Consider the following 15,417-nt stretch of genomic DNA (forward strand, 5'->3'; position numbering starts at 1 on the left):
CCTCTACTGCTTCGAACGTGTGTCCCCCGTCGCGCGAATTCGCGCCCCATCGCGCAGCGAAGCCGGCGGGTCCACGATGAGCGAGTCCCCCGGTTGAAGGCCTTCCGCGACCTGAACCCATCCATCCTGTTTGGCCGTCCCGAGCTTGATCGCGCGGCGCTGCGCCCGGCGCGCCGAGGAATCGACCAGCCAAACGTAGGGGTTGCCGCCGTCATCGCGACGGATCACCGCCTCGGGCGCGAAAACGCTCAAGTCACTGCTCGCACCGGTCGCGGAATCGGTCGAGAGAAACCGCACGCGCGCGAGCATCTCGGGTTTGAGTTCCGCCGCGGGATCGGTAATCGCCACCTTGACCTGCAACGTGTTCTTCTGAATGTCCGCCTCATGCAAAACGCGCGTCACCCGCCCCCGAAAGACCCGGTCCGGCAGAACATTCACCACGACTTCCGCGTCCTGACCGATGCTGACCTGCGCCGCTTCTGCAAGCGGCACGTCCACGCGCACCTGCAATCTCCCGGGGTCATAGAGCCGCACCACGTGCGACGACATCGGATTGTCCGTCGCCTGCATGACTTTCGACCCCGGCTCCACCAGTCGCGTCATCACAACACCCGCCACGGACGACCGAACCTCCATCCGTTCCAACCGCAAGCGGGCCTCATCTCTCGCCGCGCGCGCGCGATCAACCGCCGCGTGTGCCGACGCCACGGCCGCACGGGCCTCATCCAGCGCTCGCTTCTCCGGGATGCGCAGCCGGAGATTCTCCTTCGCCGCCGCCAGCTCCGCGCGCGCCGCATCGAGCTGCGCCTGAAGGATCGGCCGCCTCGCCTCGATCGAAGCGACGGTCGCCCGTTGCGATTCGCACCGCTGCGTCGCGCGGATGAACTCGATCTCGCTCGCCTGCTTATCCGCGTGCAGCCGCTCGATTCGAGCGCATTCGGCCCCCAGCTCGGCCGCGACGGCCTGCGCTGCCGCCAGTTCCGACGGCCACCGATGCAATTCCGCCTCGCGCTCGGCCAACGCCGCTTCGGCCGACGCCACGCGCCGCGTCAGCTCCACCGGGTTGTCCCACTCGCGCTGCGCCGCTTCAAGCGTTGCCTCGGCGAACCTCAACGCCGACTCGCGCTCCGCCAGCTCCGCGGCGGCCTTTTCCAGCCCGATTCGCGCGTCGTCGGGAATGAGCCGTGCAACCACATCGCCCGCCTTGATCCGCGCGCCTTCCAGCGCCAGCACTTCCGCGACCACGCCATCCGCCAGCGCCGACACCACCGTCGGATATGGATCGGCCTCGACCCAACCGGGCGCCTGCACCGTCGCCGCAGCCGTGCCGCCGACGCCCGACTTGGCAACGACCTTCACGATTCGCACATCGGTGGCGGGCCACAGCGCATCGGCTGATACATAGACAAATAGTACGAATGCAAGGCTGACGATCCCGCCGGGTATGCCCCAGCGCGTCACCCATCGCGGGCGGGGCCTTGCGATTCCGCTCGTCGGCGCGGCTGCGTCGCCGGTTGAAGCAGCACCGCGCGGCCGAGCGAGCGCCGTCAGATCAGTCGTGGGAGGAGTCATGAGTTATCCGCTCTGCCATCGAGACCATGATGGAACGATTTCACACGGTTGCGCAGCCAGAAAGGGTTGCAACCATTTCGCGCGGACGCACTTCAATGTGGTCACGCGGCGTCGATCAACGAGAATAAAACGTGTGAATCAGGCTCGAGGCGGGTGGAAGACGTCGGCGAGCGAGCGGTCGTTGGAAGTAATTTGTCCGACATGGAGGATTCCGCAGCATGCGACGGGCTGCGCAGAGCCGGCCTTCGGCGAAAGACCCATGACAACTTTCGCACAGCAGTTGGCGGTGCAATGCGTGCATCGCTCCGGAGCAGGCGCCGGGGCATCCGGCGAGCCGCTGGTCGAGTCGTCGGCCGTCGCGCTGATGGCGGATGGAGTGTCTGCGGCGATCAACGGCAGGTCGCATGAGACGCAGCATTCGGCGATCTTGCCATCGTCCGCGACGCGCACCGTTTCTTCGCAGCAACGCTCCGCCACGCGCGGCAGCAGCACGGAGGCTGCCAGCAGGAACGCAAACGGAATTTGAAGCTGCCCGGAGTTCATGCGACACGCGACCAACGAATCACTCTTCGGCGGCAGAAAGAGCCGCCCGGCACGACTCAATATCGTAGCATACTTCGAATCGGCCCTGTATCGATTTCAGGTTTCGTTTTGCGCCCCCTTTACATTCGATTCGCCGCAAGCTACGGCCAATCTGGCCCAAGACTGCATTGATTCATCCCCCGTTCATTCATAGAATGGCGACCGATAAACCAAGGCGGGCGGCTCTGCCCGCGGGAAAGCCTAGCAGCGAAGGGATTCCAACCATGACGGCGACGATGACGGCCAGCAAGACAGACGAGCATCTCAAGATCGCAGACCAGTACGGCGCGCACAACTACCACCCTCTGCCGGTCGTCATCGAATCGGCCAAGGGCGTTTGGGTGACGGACGTCGATGGAAAGAAATACCTAGACATGCTCGCGGCCTACTCGGCGCTGAATTTCGGCTATTCGCACCCCAAGCTGATCGAGACCGCCAAACGTCAGCTCGACAAGGTCACGCTGACGTCGCGCGCCTTCCACAACGACCAGCTCGGCCCTTTCTGCAAGGAACTCTGCGATCTGACCGGCTATGAAAGCGTCCTGCCGATGAACAGCGGCGCCGAGGCCGTCGAAACCGCCATCAAGTGCGCCCGCAAATGGGGCCACACGCAAAAAGGCATCGAGGCTGACAAGGCCGAGATCATCGTCGCGCGGGACAATTTCCACGGCCGGACGACGACGATTGTCAGCTTCAGCACCGATGCGCAGTACCGGCACGGTTTCGGCCCGTTCACGCCCGGCTTCGTGCTCGTTCCCTTTGACGATGCCGCGGCACTGGAGAAGGCCATCACCAAGAACACCGCCGCGTTCCTCGTCGAGCCGATCCAGGCCGAGAGCGGCATCCGAGTGCCGAGCGATGGCTACCTCAAGAAAGTGCGCGAGATCTGCACGAAGCACAACGTCCTGTTCATCGCCGACGAGATTCAAACCGGAATGTGCCGCACCGGCGACCGCTTCGCCTGGCAGCACGAAGGCCCGGCGGCCCGCCCCGACATGATGTGCCTGGGCAAAGCGCTGGGCGGCGGCATTCTGCCGATCTCGGCAATCGTCACGTCGAAGAAAATCATGAGCGTCTTCACGCCCGGCGACCACGGCTCGACCTTCGGCGGCAACCCGTTCGCCTGCGCCGTCGCGCGCACCGCGATGGAGCTGATCCGCACCGAGGGATTGGAGAAACGCTCGAAGGAACTCGGCGAGTATTTCCGCAACAAGCTCAAGGCCGTCAACGCCCCGGCCGTGCAGGAGGTGCGCGGGCGCGGCCTGCTGATCGGCGTGCAAATCAAGTCGAATTATCCCAAGGCGCGGTGGTTCTGCGAGCGGTTCATGGAGCAGGGCATTCTCTGCAAGGACGCGCACGACGACGTGATCCGCTTCGCCCCGCCGCTGGTCATCGAGCAGAAGGAAATCGACTGGGCGATGGAACGCATCGGCCCGGCCCTGCTAAGCGCCAAGCCGGTGTAAGCTCGCAACCATATACCAAGATTCATCGAATCACGCCCACGCGATTAACTGGTCGCCTGGGCGTTTTTTCTTGCGACCGGCAGACTCTTGACAGGTATGCTATCATTGTTGAATGCCCGGTCGGTTGAACGACACCGTCGGCCTTTTACACTTCCAGCGGACGTCCCGCCTTCTCATCGAACGGAGTCAGCCATGAGCCATCAGGACATGCTGGGTTCCCTTGCGCACGCCACGGACGACACCGAGTTCTACACACCGATGCCGCCGGGCTACAAAGCCGGCAAAACCAAATACGTCGGCGTCTTCGGCACGGTCATGAGCGGACTGGGCAAAGGCATCTTCGCCAGCAGCCTCGCGAAAGTGCTCAAGGACAAGGGCCTGACGGTTGCGCCCATCAAACTCGAAGGATACCTGAATCTCGACTCCGGCACGCTGAACCCCTTTCGACACGGCGAGGTTTTCGTGCTGGACGACGGCATGGAATGCGACATGGACCTGGGGACCTACGAGCGCATGCTCGACCAGGACATGAGCCGGATGAACTTCTCCACCAGTGGGCAGATCTTCAGCGCCGTGCTGGAGAAAGAGCGACGTGGCGGGTATCTCGGCCGCGACGTGCAGATGATCCCGCATGTCACCGGCGAGGTGAAGAGCAAGCTGCGCCAGCTCGCGGTCACGTCCGACGCCGACGTGGTCTTCATTGAGATCGGCGGGACGGTCGGCGATGTGGAAAACGCCTACTTCATCGAGGCGCTGCGGCAACTTGCGTTTGAGGAAGGCCCGGGCAGCACCTGCTGGGTCGCGCTGACCTACGTGATCGAGCCGCCGGCGCTGGGCGAGCAGAAGTCCAAAGCCGCGCAACTCGGCATCAAGCAGCTCATGCAGGGCGGCATCCAACCGCACATCGTGGCCTGTCGCGCCAAGTCGCCGGTGACGCCGAAGGTGCGTGAGAAAATCGCCCTGTATTCCAGCGTGCGGGAGGATCGTGTTTTCTCCATGCACGACTGCGAATCAATTTATGTGATTCCCGAGATGGTGCGCGAGGCCGGGCTGGATCGGGCCGTCGTGGAGATTCTCGGCTTGCAGGATCGCATGCATCCCGAGCTGGAGGCCAAGGCCTGCGGCGTGTGGAGCGAGTTCCTGGGCGGCATCCGCCAGGCGACCGAGCGCGTCACGATCGGCATCGCCGGAAAATATACATCTGTAAGAGATAGCTACGCCTCGATCATCAAGGCCCTGGAGCACTCCGGCGCCCGGTGCCGCACGGCCGTGGACATCCGCTGGATCGACACGTCCACCGTCAACGACAATTGTGTGGTGCAATCGCTTGACGGCCTGGACGGCATCATCGTGCCCGCGGGCTTCGGCGCGCGCGGCGCGGAGGGCAAGATCACCTGCATCCGACACGCGCGAACGACCGGCCTGCCCTATCTGGGAATCTGCCTCGGTTTTCAGATGGCGGTCATCGAGTTTGCGCGGAACGTCTGCGGGCTGGAAGGCGCGGATTCCACCGAGTTCGACCCTGACTGCCGGCATCCCATTATCAGCGTCCTGCCGGAGCAGAAGCAGATCGAAGGACTCGGCGGCAACATGCGACTGGGCGGGCAGGATGTGCTGCTGACGCCCGGCTCACTCGCGTCGCAGCTTTACAGCGGCGCGCGAGAAACGCGTCTGCGATTTCGCCATCGTTACGAAGTGGATCCGCGCTACATCGAGCAGTTGGAATCCGCCGGGCTGATCTTCAGCGGACGTGCCCCGCACCTGCCGATCATGCAAGTGCTCGAACTTCCGGCGACGACCCACCCCTACTTCATCGGAACGCAATCCCATCCCGAACTAACGAGCCGACCGCTGCGACCTGATCCCTTTTTCCTCGGTCTTGTGCGCGCGGCGATCGCACGGCGGACTGGGCACCCGGCGCCAACGGAATTCGCGACGGGCCGCGCAGGTTGAATCCCGCGGCGCAATCCAAACGTCTCAATTCGCTGACATCAGGCCTGAATCTGCTTCGACGGGCTGCGCCGCACCTGGGAAGGCCGAATGGCTTTGATCTGATTCTTGCCCGCCGCCTTGGCCTTGTAGAGTGCTTCGTCGGCGAGGTGGACCAGTTCGATGCACGTCGCGGGCAAGTTGTTTTCACGGCTCGCCAGGCCGATCGACAGCGACACGAAATGCGCATCGGGCATCCGGCGGAGCAGCTCGCGTTTGAAACGCGTCAGAATCCGCTCGGCGCTGGCGGTCGCCTCGGCCGGCGTGGTGCGCGGGAAGAGCACGGCGAACTCATCGCCGCCGTAGCGCACCGGCACGTCGGCCTCGCGGATGCAGGCTAGCAACACTTCGGATGTAATCTGAAGGAGTTGGTCGCCCATGTGGTGACCGAGCGTGTCGTTGACCTGCTTGAAGTTGTCGAGGTCCAGCATCATGCAGGTGATTTCGGTGTTGTATCGCGCCGCCTCGGCGAAGAGTTGCGCCAGCACGTCGTTGAAGTGCCGGCGGTTGTAAAGCCCCGTGAGCGAATCGCGCGAGGCCATCTCCGCCAGCCGCATGTTCGCACGCTCCAGATCGAGCGTCCGCTCGCGCACACGATCCTCCAGCTCCGCATTCAGCTTGACCAGCTTCTCGTGAGAACCATTCAACTGATCGGCCATGTCGTTGAACGCGCGCTTCAGATCGGCGATCTCGCCCCACTCATGCTTGCCCAACGGCACGCGCACGTCGCGCTGACCCGATGCAAACGCCGACACGGCTTCCGCCAGCCGGTTGATCGGCGCGATCACCACGCGCACCGCCTGGAACCCGACGGGGACCATCAACAACGCAACAGCGACGCACAGCCAGATGATGTCCTGACGCAGCCGAGCGAGTCGAGCAGTAGCCGATACCAGGCTGACGCCCAGCCTGACAAATCCGACGGTCGGCGCGGCCAAGCCGCTTGCTTCCGCCGAGGTAATCGTCACGGGGTAGATAACGTCGATCCGCGGGCCGAACTCGCCGTGATGAAGCAGCCGCGGCTGGTTGATGGGATCGACGAGCACCCGATTGGTACCATCGACCAGTAAGCTGTTGATGTTGCCCGCGCCGCGCTGACAACTGGCGAGAATCTCGCCGCTGATGTCCGTGAAGACGAGATAAGCCAGTTCGCCTTGTGAAACGCACGCCTGCGCCGTCCGGGTCAAGGTTGTCCGATCCTGGTTCGCCACCTCGCTGCTGCTGGAAAAGGCCACGGCGCGTGCGAGATCGGTGGTGTGCCGGCGCGATTCGCTTAAGATGAGCGATGAAGAAAAACGCGCATAGGTCCATCCGCACAATCCCGTGGCGACCACGACGATGACGGCGAGCAGCGCGGTCGTTCGGAATTGAAGCCCGAACAGCCCACGACGCAGTTGAATGGCGGATTCTGCCACGGCAGCCTCCTGTGGGATCTTCGGTGACGAAGTCTCGCCCGCTGGGAGCAACGACTCCGATTCAATGTGCAATATCGAGTCGTCCGCGGCGAGACTTTGTCGTGAAATTCCCTCTTCGTCCGAAGCGTCCTAGAATGACTCGCCAGGGTTCCGCTTACATGAAGCAGGCGGCATTTGCCGACTTGCCCCGGCTGCGCAGACTCGGACTTGAAACGGTTCGAGTGCCAGCGATAATGTACGCATGCCGGGGGGCGCCGCAGGCAGACCACCGCGGCATGTTGGTGAGTGTAGCTCAGTTGGTTAGAGCACTAGGTTGTGGTCCTAGGGGTCGCGGGTTCGAATCCCGTCACTCACCCGTCAATGCTTGAAGCCGGCAGGCAGGGGTCGGCGAACCGGTTGATCAGCCAACCGATGCCGTCGTGCTGACATCGCGTCGATCCGCTGCCGGAGGGCGCTCACGGATGGAGTATCGGTTCTCACTTGATCAGCCGGCGTTCCTGCTGCTGCTCCTTTCCCTGCTGACGATTCCTTATTTCTCGTTCCGTTCGCTTGCCTCCCTCGGCCGCCTGCGGCGTGCGATGGTCTGGACGGCTCGCTGCCTGACACTGGGGCTTCTTATCTTCGCACTCGCGGGGATCGAATCGGTCCGGCGCGTGGATGATCAGACTGCTGTCTTCGTCCTTGACACGTCCAACAGTGTGCCGTCCAGGCTTCAGCAGGCTGCCTTTGATTTCCTCCAGCGCGCCGTCGGCGGCATGCGCCCGGGAAAAGACCGCGTCGCCGTTCTCGGCTTCGATGGACAGGTCTCCATCGAACAGCCCCCTCGATCCACTCTCGAGATCGATCGCGCCCCGGCCGCCGCAAAACCGGATCGAACCGATCTCGCCCGCGCGCTGCGCATGGCATCGGCCTTGATGCCCCCCGACACGGCCAAGCGCGTCGTTATCCTATCGGACGGAAACGAGACAACGCCCGGCGGGATGTACGAAGCGCTAACGCTGAACGCCAACGGCGTGCCGGTCGATGTGGTCCCCATTTTGCACGAGCGCCGGCGAGAGGTCGTGATGGATCGCATGGTCGCGCCGAATCGCGCCAGACAGAACGACACCGTCAGCATCAGCGTATTGCTCCGCGCCGACGGACCCGTCACGGGTCGGCTCGCCCTTTCCTACAACGACCGATTCGTGGATCTTGACCCGCAGAGCGCAGGATTGGAAATGCCGGTCCGGCTCAAGGAAGGCCTCAATCGGTTTTCATTCCCCATTCCGCTGACGCGGCCCGGCGCGCACCGATTTCGCGCAACGTTCACGCCGGACGATCCGTCGATGGACGCCGTCGCCGAGAACAACATGGCGGACGCCTGCACCGTCGTTGCCGCGAAAGATCGCATCCTTTATGTCAAGGATGCATCCCTGAATCGCGCCGGGGAAGACGCGTCGGCCGAATTGCTCGTCGAAGCGCTTCGCCGCGAACAACTGGAATGCGATGTCCTGGAAATCGGCGACGCCGTGCTTGATCTGCCCACGTTGATGAACTACTCGCTCATCATCCTCCAGAATATCTCGGCCAGTTACTTGTCATCCGATGCACAGGCCTCGATCGTGGCCTACGTGCAGGACGCGGGCGGCGGCCTCATCGTGATCGGCGGGGATCAATCCTTCACCGTCGGCGGTTATGAAAACACACTGCTCGAGCGGATTCTCCCCGTTGAAACCAGCCGGCAGAAGCTTCAACTCATGAGCACGGCGCTGGTGCTCGTGATTGACCGCTCCGGCTCAATGCAGGGACAGAAGCTCGCCCTCGCGCAGAAGTCTGCCATCGCGTCCATGGAGCTGCTAAGCTCGCTCGATTGGATCGGCGTCCTCTCCTTCGACTTCGTGGCGACGTGGGATGTCCCGATGACGAAGTGCAGTCATCGCGCTGACATTCGCCGTCGAATTGGTTCGATCGCCGTCGGCGGAGGCACCGATCTGTATCCGGCCCTTAAGCAGGCTCACGCCGCCCTCAAGGGAATCGACGCCGGCGTGCGGCACATCATCGCCCTCACCGATGGCCAGTCCGTCCCCGGCGATTTCGACAATGCAGCCAACGCCATCCGCCGCGATGGGATCACCATTTCGACCGTCGCCGTCGGCGACGATGCCGATCGCGCTTTGCTGGCGCGAATCGCGAAGATCGGCGGAGGCCGGACCTATCTCGCGGACACGCCCGATGCTGTTCCGCGAATTTTTGTCCGAGAGACCATGCTGGCCGGCCGATCGGGTATTTATCAGAAGTCCTTCTCGCCCCAATTGACGCCGACGCTCAATGACGAAATCACCCGCGGGCTTTCTGGACCGTCGCTCCCACGTCTGGGCGCATACGTCATCACCGCGCTGAAGCGCGATGCGCACGCGCCCATCGTCAATCCCACGACTGAAAACTCCGACCCGATTCTCGCCTATTGGCAGGTGGGGCTTGGTCGCGTGCTCGCGTTCACCAGTGGAATGTGGCCGCAATGGGGGCCCGAATGGCCGAACTGGACCGGCTTTGGAAAGCTCTGGAGCCAGGCGGCGCGTTGGACCGCGCGGCGAGAAACCGCCGCGGACATGGAATTGTCTACAACCGTCGAAGGTGAGTCCTTTGTCCTGCGGGTGGATATGGGCAGCGATGCGCCGGGGAAGAGCCTGCAAAACCAGATCGTCGGGCGCGTGATCGACCCCGCCTACCAGGGTGCGCCGATTCGGCTCGACCAAACCGGCGCCGGCCAGTACGTCGCACGGATTCCCATTTCGCAGGCAGGGAACTACGTCGTTCGCCTGGTTGGCCAAAGCGGGTCCGCTGACACGGTGACACCGCAAGAGGCCGTAGCCGTCCTGAATGCCCCCTATTCCCCCGAGTTCCGCGAACTGCGTTCCAACGAGCAATTGCTGAAAGAGATCGCCCATGCAACCGGGGGGCGCGTCCTCACCCACGAGAAGCCCGATGCCGTCTTCGATGCAGCGAGCATCCGACGTCTGAACGTCCATCGCCCTCTGCGCAACGCGTTTCTCATCTTTGCGATTGCGGTCTTTCTGATCGATGTCGCAGTCCGACGTCTAGCCATTACACCCCAGGATGCCGCAGCGTACATGCGACGCTTTGTCGCGTCCCTGACCCCCGGCGGACACACGGCGAAAGTTGAAACGGTCCTTTCCAACTTAAAGAACGTCCGCACGCGTTCCCGCAACAGCCTCGCACGGGAGAGCGAGCTCCCAACCGCGAGCGATTCGGCGCCGCCGCGGCCGAGCTTCACTGTCTCGCCAAACCGACCCAATCCGAGTGCGGGACAAGCCGCTCCGCCATCAGCAAGCACAAACATTGCCGAAACGCTGACGGGCAAAACGGCCGACGCGAACAGCGTCCCGAAACCGAGCAGCGGTCCCGCCGCCGATTCACCCTCCGAATCAACGACGGCCCGTTTACTCAAGTCCCGTCGCCAACGGCAAGACCCCTTGTGACGCCGCTTTAAAACCGAGCCGATTTTGCGATCAAGCTTGCCGTCTCCGGGCCGCAAGCGTGCCAAGTTGTCCGCAGGCTGCCATCGCCGCTCGGCCTTTCGTATTCCGGCGGAAGGCAAGCTGGCCCGCGTTCATCAGGACCTGCTGAAACGCGACAACCGTCTCCTCATCGGGCACGTCGTAGGGCGAGTTCTGGCGCGGGTTGTACGGAATCAGATTCACGCACGTCGGCAGGCCGCGCAGATACGCCGCCAGCTCGCGCGCATGCTCCGATGCGTCGTTCAACCCGCGGATCAGCACGTACTCAATCAACACGTGGCCGCCCGCGCGGACGGGATACTCCGCGATCGCCCGACGCAATTCCGCCATCGGCTCCACGCGATTGATCGGCATGATCTGCGAACGAATCGTGTCGTTCGGCGCGTTCAGCGACACCGCCAGATTCAGCCGCCGCCACCGCAGTGCCGCAAGCCGCCGAATCCCGTCGCACCGCCCCACCGTCGAAACGGTGATTCGTCGCCGAGGAATCTGCCGCGCTGGATCATGGTGCAGCCGCGTGATCGACTCGATCACCGCGTCGAGATTGTCCATCGGCTCGCCCATACCCATGAACACGACGTTTCGGACGGTCGCGCCCAGCACGCCGCGCGCCGCCTCCACCTGCCCGACGATCTCATCCGCCGTCAGATTGCGGATCAAACCCATTTGCGCCGTCTGGCAGAACGTGCAGCCTCGCTTGCAGCCGATCTGCGACGAGACGCAGAGCGTGTGCCAGGTGTTTTCGCGCGCGCCCATCGGAATCAACACGGATTCGATTTCGTAGCCGTCGGGCGTGACCTGACAAAATTTGGTCACGTCACCATCGCGCACCACGCGCGCGATCGGAAAAGGCTCGGCGACCCGCGCCTCGTGCGCCGATCCGCAATTCACACCTGCGGTACGAGTTGTCGCGACGATCGGGATGGACGTGTCCGGTGACATGTCCCGCCATCTTAATCGGACCCTCGCGGATACGCCCCCAACCGCCTCACCGCCTTGACCGGCCGGCCTTTCCGGGCTACAAACAGGGGTCCGGCGCGAGGTGTTTCACACACCCGCCGGCCATCGGCCGCGTACCCAAGTGGTTCAAGGGGACGGATTGCAAATCCGTTATTCGTCGGTTCGAATCCGACCGCGGCCTGTCAATTCTCCTGCAACCAGGCGCGCCACGGCGAGCCGATCATCTTCCAGGCCGCTCTCGCGGGAATCTCAAGCACGCATTTGAGCAATTGCACGGCAACCCAAGCCGTGAAAGCCGAAAAAGTTGTTTATGCGTCGCTGCCAGGGGCTTGGGTTTTTGCTAGGTAGCGCCGCGATCTTCCCCGCACGTTGCGGCGCGGCAGCAACCAAGTCGCGGATAAATCACCGTCCGAAGATTCCAATTGAACGACAAGCCGCGAGTCGCCCATGTTTCCGATATCAGGAAACTTGCCCCACCGGCTTGTTCAATTAAACTGCGCGCGATCAGGAATTCAACGTGTCCCTCGTCCCCAATCGCTACCTGTTCAAGTTCGAGTTCCCGTTGGTCCGCAGCAGCAAGCCGCCGAAGATCGACGGCCGGGCCGATCGATGGGACCAGCGCCTGCTCCTGCCGCCGTTGTACGAGCTGGACGGCGAACCTCCCACGGGGGACGTGCTGGCGACGTGGAACGACGCCGGGCTGTATCTTGGCTGCGTCGTCCGTGGCAAGCGGCGTGCGTTGCGATGCAACCCTGCTCAATTCTGGAAATCCGACTGCCTGCGCGTCATGACGGACCTGCGCGACACGCGTGATATCCGCCGCGCGACACGGTTCTGTCAGCATTTCTACCTGCTGCCCGCCGGCGGCGGGCGCGGTGGGAACGACCCCGTCGCGGGAAACGCCAAAGTCCATCGCGCCATCGAGAACGCGACTCCGGTTCCGGCAAACAGCATCCCCATCGCCGCGCATCACTTCGACGACGGCTACGCCCTGACCGCGCATCTGCCGGCCGACGCCTTGAGCGGCTGGAACCCGGCCGAGCACCGGCGCATCGGGCTGTATTACATGCTGGAAGATACCGAGAAAGGGCAGCAGTCGCTGACGGTCGGTGATGAGTTGAACTGGTTCATCGATCCGAGCACCTGGCCCACCGCCGTGCTGACGGATTGATCCGTTACACGTTGTCGTAGTCGGATTCGAGCGCGCCCTTCAGATCGCCGAGGTTCTCCAGAAAAATGTACGTCCCGCGCGCGACGCACGAGAGCGGATCGTCCACGATGTGAACCTGCAAACCGGTCGCGTCGGCCATGATCCGGTCCAGCCCGCGAAGCAACGCGCCGCCTCCACACAGATGCACGCCTGTATCAACCAGATCCGCCGCCAGTTCCGGCTCGCAGCGCTCCAGCGTGTGCGTCACGGCTTCGAGAATCTGGCTGACCGGCTCACGCAGCGCCTCGCGAATCTCCTGGCTGGTGACCACCGTCTTGCGCGGCAGGCCGCTGATCATATCACGTCCGCGCACGTCCATTGACAATTCGTTCTCCAGCGGTGCGGCCGATCCGATCTCGATTTTCAGCGTCTCGGCCGACTGCGGTCCGATCTGCATGTTGTACGTGCGCTTCATGTAGGAGATGATTGCTTCGTCGAGATCGTCCCCCGCGACGCGGATCGACTCGCTGACGGAGATATCGCCCAACGACATGATCGCCACTTCCGTCGTGCCGCCGCCGATGTCCACGATCATGCTGGCCCGTGCCTCGGCGATCGGCAGACCGGCGCCGATTCCCGCGGCCATCGGCTCGGGAACGAGGTACACACGCCGCGCTCCGGCGCGCTCGGCCGAGCCGTACACCGCGCGCTTTTCAACGGCTGTGATCCCCGATGGCACGGCGATGACAACGCGCGGCCGACGAAACCAGCTGTTGCCGTGGACTTTGCGAATGAAATAACCGAGCATCGCTTCGGTGATATCGAAATCCGCGATCACGCCGTCTTTAAGCGGACGCACCGCAGTGATGGAACCGGGGGTCTTCCCGAGCATTTCCTTGGCCACAAGACCGACGGCGTTGCCATCCTGCACAACTTCGTTCGTGCCCTTGCGCACCGCGACAACCGACGGCTCGTTGAGCACGATGCCCTCGCCTTTCACGCACACCAGCGTATTGCAGGTGCCCAGGTCGATTCCCATGTCGGTGCTGAACAATCCTCGGAAGCCGTCGAATAACAAGGTCGAAATCCCTTCCTGTGAATAGACGCCCGTCGGATGATGCTCCGGCCGGCAAGGCGACGAGGCGCCGCCATGGGCTGAGCCATTCTACCCGCTTGGGACCAGTACGCCACCTGCTCGCAGTTGGATCGTGGTGAGACGAAGATTGGCAGCTGTGAATTCTCACTAAGCAGCCGCAGAATGATCCATATGCAGTGGCACCCGCCTCGGCGGGTGAATCACAGGCGAGACGCCGGTGCCACAGATGAATGCTCATTGCGGTTCCACTTAGAAGAAAAAAAGCGGCCCGCGAACCAAAGTCCGCAGGCCGATCGATTCAACCGAGTTTCGCGGCAATTGGCAGAGCGGTGTTCCCGTCGGTCAGAAGATGAACCCCGGCGCGACGGTACCCAGCACTTCGTGGGATCGAATCATCACGTAGGCAATCGCCCCCAGAACCAGCGCCAAGGCAATTCCGGTCAGAATCGTGTAGATGTCGTTGTCCGCGTCTGGTACCGCACTTTTTGCCATGATTCTGCTCCCGGTCGGAGATCCTCCGTCGTGAATTCAACCTCGCATGGCGAAGCTGGCTTCATCGCGAGCGAGATCGCCCGGCCGAATGTCGCCCTCGGCCTGCTCGATCGTGCCGCCCGATTCGTTGGCTGTGACCCGCGTGACCTTCAGCGTGCCGAGGTATTGCGGTTTGCCGCCCTCGCCAACGCCGCGGCGATAGATGAGAAACGTCATGCCCGGCACCACGCCGTCGGCACTGCCGATCGAGATGCTCGCGAGATTATCCTTCACGCTTTTGACTTGACCGCGGATCGGGGCCGCCACGAACTGACCCGCGACCGGCTGAACCGACGGCAGGCCGCCCTCGACAATGCCGCTGCCACCCGGAATCTGCGTCGCAGCCGTCAGGCCGCCGGCCCCGGCCCGCGCCGCGTCATCCATCGAGGCGATCTGCTGTTGAAGCGCCCGCACCTGCGCCCGGGCCATGTCCACGCTCGTGGTCAGCTCCTTCACGCGGTCGGTCAGGTCGATGTTGCCGCGCTCCAGCTCGCTGTTTCGCTGCGCCAGGCGGGCCGCGAAATCCTTCTCCTTGTTCAGGCCGGCCAGCAGAATCTTGTTCTCATCTGCGAGACTCGTGACCTGGCTCTGCTCCTTTGAAAGCTTGTTCTGCGCGTCGGCGACGGCCAATTCGAGCTCCTTGATCTTCGCCTCGCGCGCCGTCAAATCCGCCTGCAAGGCCGCGATCTTGCCGCTGTCGGTTTTCGACTGGGCCAGCGCACGCTGTTGCTCGATGGCGGCATTGGCGACCGCCGCGCGCTCCTTCGCCTGGGCCGCAAGCGCCGTCGCCTCCCAGTCGGTGGCCGACTTGCGCCAGTTGTCCTGCTGCGAGAAGGCGGCCACGACCAGCATCGACAGCGCGATGGACGAGACCGTCAAGAGGACGACCAATACTTTCGTCAAAACGCTCACGGAAACCTCCTCGCTGCGATCTTGTCCCGCCCTGGGTGGTGTGACCGCGTAATTCCGTATCTGCCACTCCCCCCGGGGTGGGCGACCATTCGCAGCGCGATGTCGGATGCACGCCGTGCGTGCGGTGAGGATCGGGCGACCAACTCTTGGCGCCGGCTTGGGCAGCCGACCGTGCCCGACTCACAGGATTATCTCCCACGCAAACGGGTTTTGCAAGCCGATCCTCGAA

Annotated in this window: 11 protein-coding genes and 2 tRNA genes; 6 read left to right on the top strand and 7 right to left on the bottom strand. The window is 63.2% G+C overall.

Going from position 1 to position 15,417, the window contains the following annotated elements; genetic code table 11:
* Nucleotides 1-3: 3 nt before the first annotated feature.
* A complete protein-coding gene (locus HRU71_02050; protein QOJ02337.1) occupies nucleotides 4-1,572 on the bottom strand; it encodes an efflux RND transporter periplasmic adaptor subunit in 1,569 nt (522 codons plus the stop codon).
* A 138-nt stretch (nucleotides 1,573-1,710) separates the two neighbouring features.
* Nucleotides 1,711-2,115: a hypothetical protein gene (locus HRU71_02055; protein QOJ02338.1), complete on the bottom strand. Its 405-nt coding sequence runs from the start codon at nucleotides 2,113-2,115 to the stop codon at nucleotides 1,711-1,713.
* Nucleotides 2,116-2,390: 275 nt separating this feature from the next.
* On the opposite strand from HRU71_02055, the gene rocD reads away from it, so the two are divergent.
* Together rocD and pyrG are read left to right on the top strand one after the other, a co-directional pair.
* Nucleotides 2,391-3,617 carry an ornithine--oxo-acid transaminase gene (rocD, locus tag HRU71_02060; protein QOJ04897.1) on the top strand — a complete coding sequence of 409 codons (1,227 nt, stop codon included), beginning with the start codon at nucleotides 2,391-2,393 and terminating at the stop codon, nucleotides 3,615-3,617.
* A 258-nt stretch (nucleotides 3,618-3,875) separates the two neighbouring features.
* Nucleotides 3,876-5,570 carry a CTP synthase (glutamine hydrolyzing) gene (pyrG, locus tag HRU71_02065; protein QOJ04898.1) on the top strand — a complete coding sequence of 565 codons (1,695 nt, stop codon included), beginning with the start codon at nucleotides 3,876-3,878 and terminating at the stop codon, nucleotides 5,568-5,570.
* Between the two features lie 38 nt (nucleotides 5,571-5,608).
* On the opposite strand, the gene HRU71_02070 is transcribed toward pyrG, so the two are convergent.
* Nucleotides 5,609-7,021 carry a diguanylate cyclase gene (locus HRU71_02070; protein QOJ02339.1) on the bottom strand — a complete coding sequence of 471 codons (1,413 nt, stop codon included), beginning with the start codon at nucleotides 7,019-7,021 and terminating at the stop codon, nucleotides 5,609-5,611.
* 281 nt (nucleotides 7,022-7,302) lie between these two features.
* Here HRU71_02070 and HRU71_02075 point away from each other — a divergent pair.
* Nucleotides 7,303-7,376, top strand: a tRNA-His gene (locus HRU71_02075).
* Between the two features lie 106 nt (nucleotides 7,377-7,482).
* On the top strand, nucleotides 7,483-10,500 hold the full coding sequence (locus HRU71_02080) for a VWA domain-containing protein (protein QOJ02340.1): 3,018 nt from the start codon (nucleotides 7,483-7,485) through the stop codon (nucleotides 10,498-10,500).
* Between the two features lie 30 nt (nucleotides 10,501-10,530).
* On the opposite strand, the gene HRU71_02085 is transcribed toward HRU71_02080, so the two are convergent.
* The gene (locus HRU71_02085) at nucleotides 10,531-11,481 is read right to left on the bottom strand and encodes a 23S rRNA (adenine(2503)-C(2))-methyltransferase RlmN (protein QOJ02341.1); all 951 of its coding nucleotides are present in this window, start codon (nucleotides 11,479-11,481) and stop codon (nucleotides 10,531-10,533) included.
* Between the two features lie 125 nt (nucleotides 11,482-11,606).
* Here HRU71_02085 and HRU71_02090 point away from each other — a divergent pair.
* Both HRU71_02090 and HRU71_02095 read left to right on the top strand, forming a co-directional pair.
* Nucleotides 11,607-11,680: transfer RNA gene (locus tag HRU71_02090), tRNA-Cys, on the top strand.
* Nucleotides 11,681-12,016: 336 nt separating this feature from the next.
* Nucleotides 12,017-12,670 (top strand): hypothetical protein, encoded by a 654-nt coding sequence (locus HRU71_02095; GenBank protein QOJ02342.1) that lies wholly within the window; start codon nucleotides 12,017-12,019, stop codon nucleotides 12,668-12,670.
* A gap of 4 nt (nucleotides 12,671-12,674) precedes the next feature.
* Here HRU71_02095 and HRU71_02100 read toward each other — a convergent pair whose 3' ends face one another.
* The 3 genes from HRU71_02100 to HRU71_02110 form a co-directional block, all read right to left on the bottom strand.
* Nucleotides 12,675-13,703 carry a rod shape-determining protein gene (locus tag HRU71_02100; protein ID QOJ04899.1) on the bottom strand — a complete coding sequence of 343 codons (1,029 nt, stop codon included), beginning with the start codon at nucleotides 13,701-13,703 and terminating at the stop codon, nucleotides 12,675-12,677.
* Between the two features lie 384 nt (nucleotides 13,704-14,087).
* Entirely contained in the window at nucleotides 14,088-14,237 is a 150-nt protein-coding gene (locus HRU71_02105) for a hypothetical protein (protein ID QOJ02343.1), read from the bottom strand.
* A 36-nt stretch (nucleotides 14,238-14,273) separates the two neighbouring features.
* On the bottom strand, nucleotides 14,274-15,188 hold the full coding sequence (locus tag HRU71_02110) for a hypothetical protein (GenBank protein ID QOJ02344.1): 915 nt from the start codon (nucleotides 15,186-15,188) through the stop codon (nucleotides 14,274-14,276).
* Between the last annotated feature and the right edge of the window lie 229 nt (nucleotides 15,189-15,417).

This window comes from Planctomycetia bacterium (assembly GCA_015200345.1).
In the GTDB taxonomy this organism is placed as follows: Bacteria; Planctomycetota; Phycisphaerae; order UBA1845; family UTPLA1; genus PLA3.

Coding starts and splice junctions, on each gene's coding strand:
- HRU71_02050 (QOJ02337.1), bottom strand. CDS start 1,572: ATGACTCCTCCCACGACTGATCTGACGGCGCTCGCTCGGCCGCGCGGT.
- HRU71_02055 (QOJ02338.1), bottom strand. CDS start 2,115: ATGAACTCCGGGCAGCTTCAAATTCCGTTTGCGTTCCTGCTGGCAGCC.
- rocD (QOJ04897.1), top strand. CDS start 2,391: ATGACGGCCAGCAAGACAGACGAGCATCTCAAGATCGCAGACCAGTAC.
- pyrG (QOJ04898.1), top strand. CDS start 3,876: ATGCCGCCGGGCTACAAAGCCGGCAAAACCAAATACGTCGGCGTCTTC.
- HRU71_02080 (QOJ02340.1), top strand. CDS start 7,483: ATGGAGTATCGGTTCTCACTTGATCAGCCGGCGTTCCTGCTGCTGCTC.
- HRU71_02085 (QOJ02341.1), bottom strand. CDS start 11,481: ATGTCACCGGACACGTCCATCCCGATCGTCGCGACAACTCGTACCGCA.
- HRU71_02105 (QOJ02343.1), bottom strand. CDS start 14,237: ATGGCAAAAAGTGCGGTACCAGACGCGGACAACGACATCTACACGATT.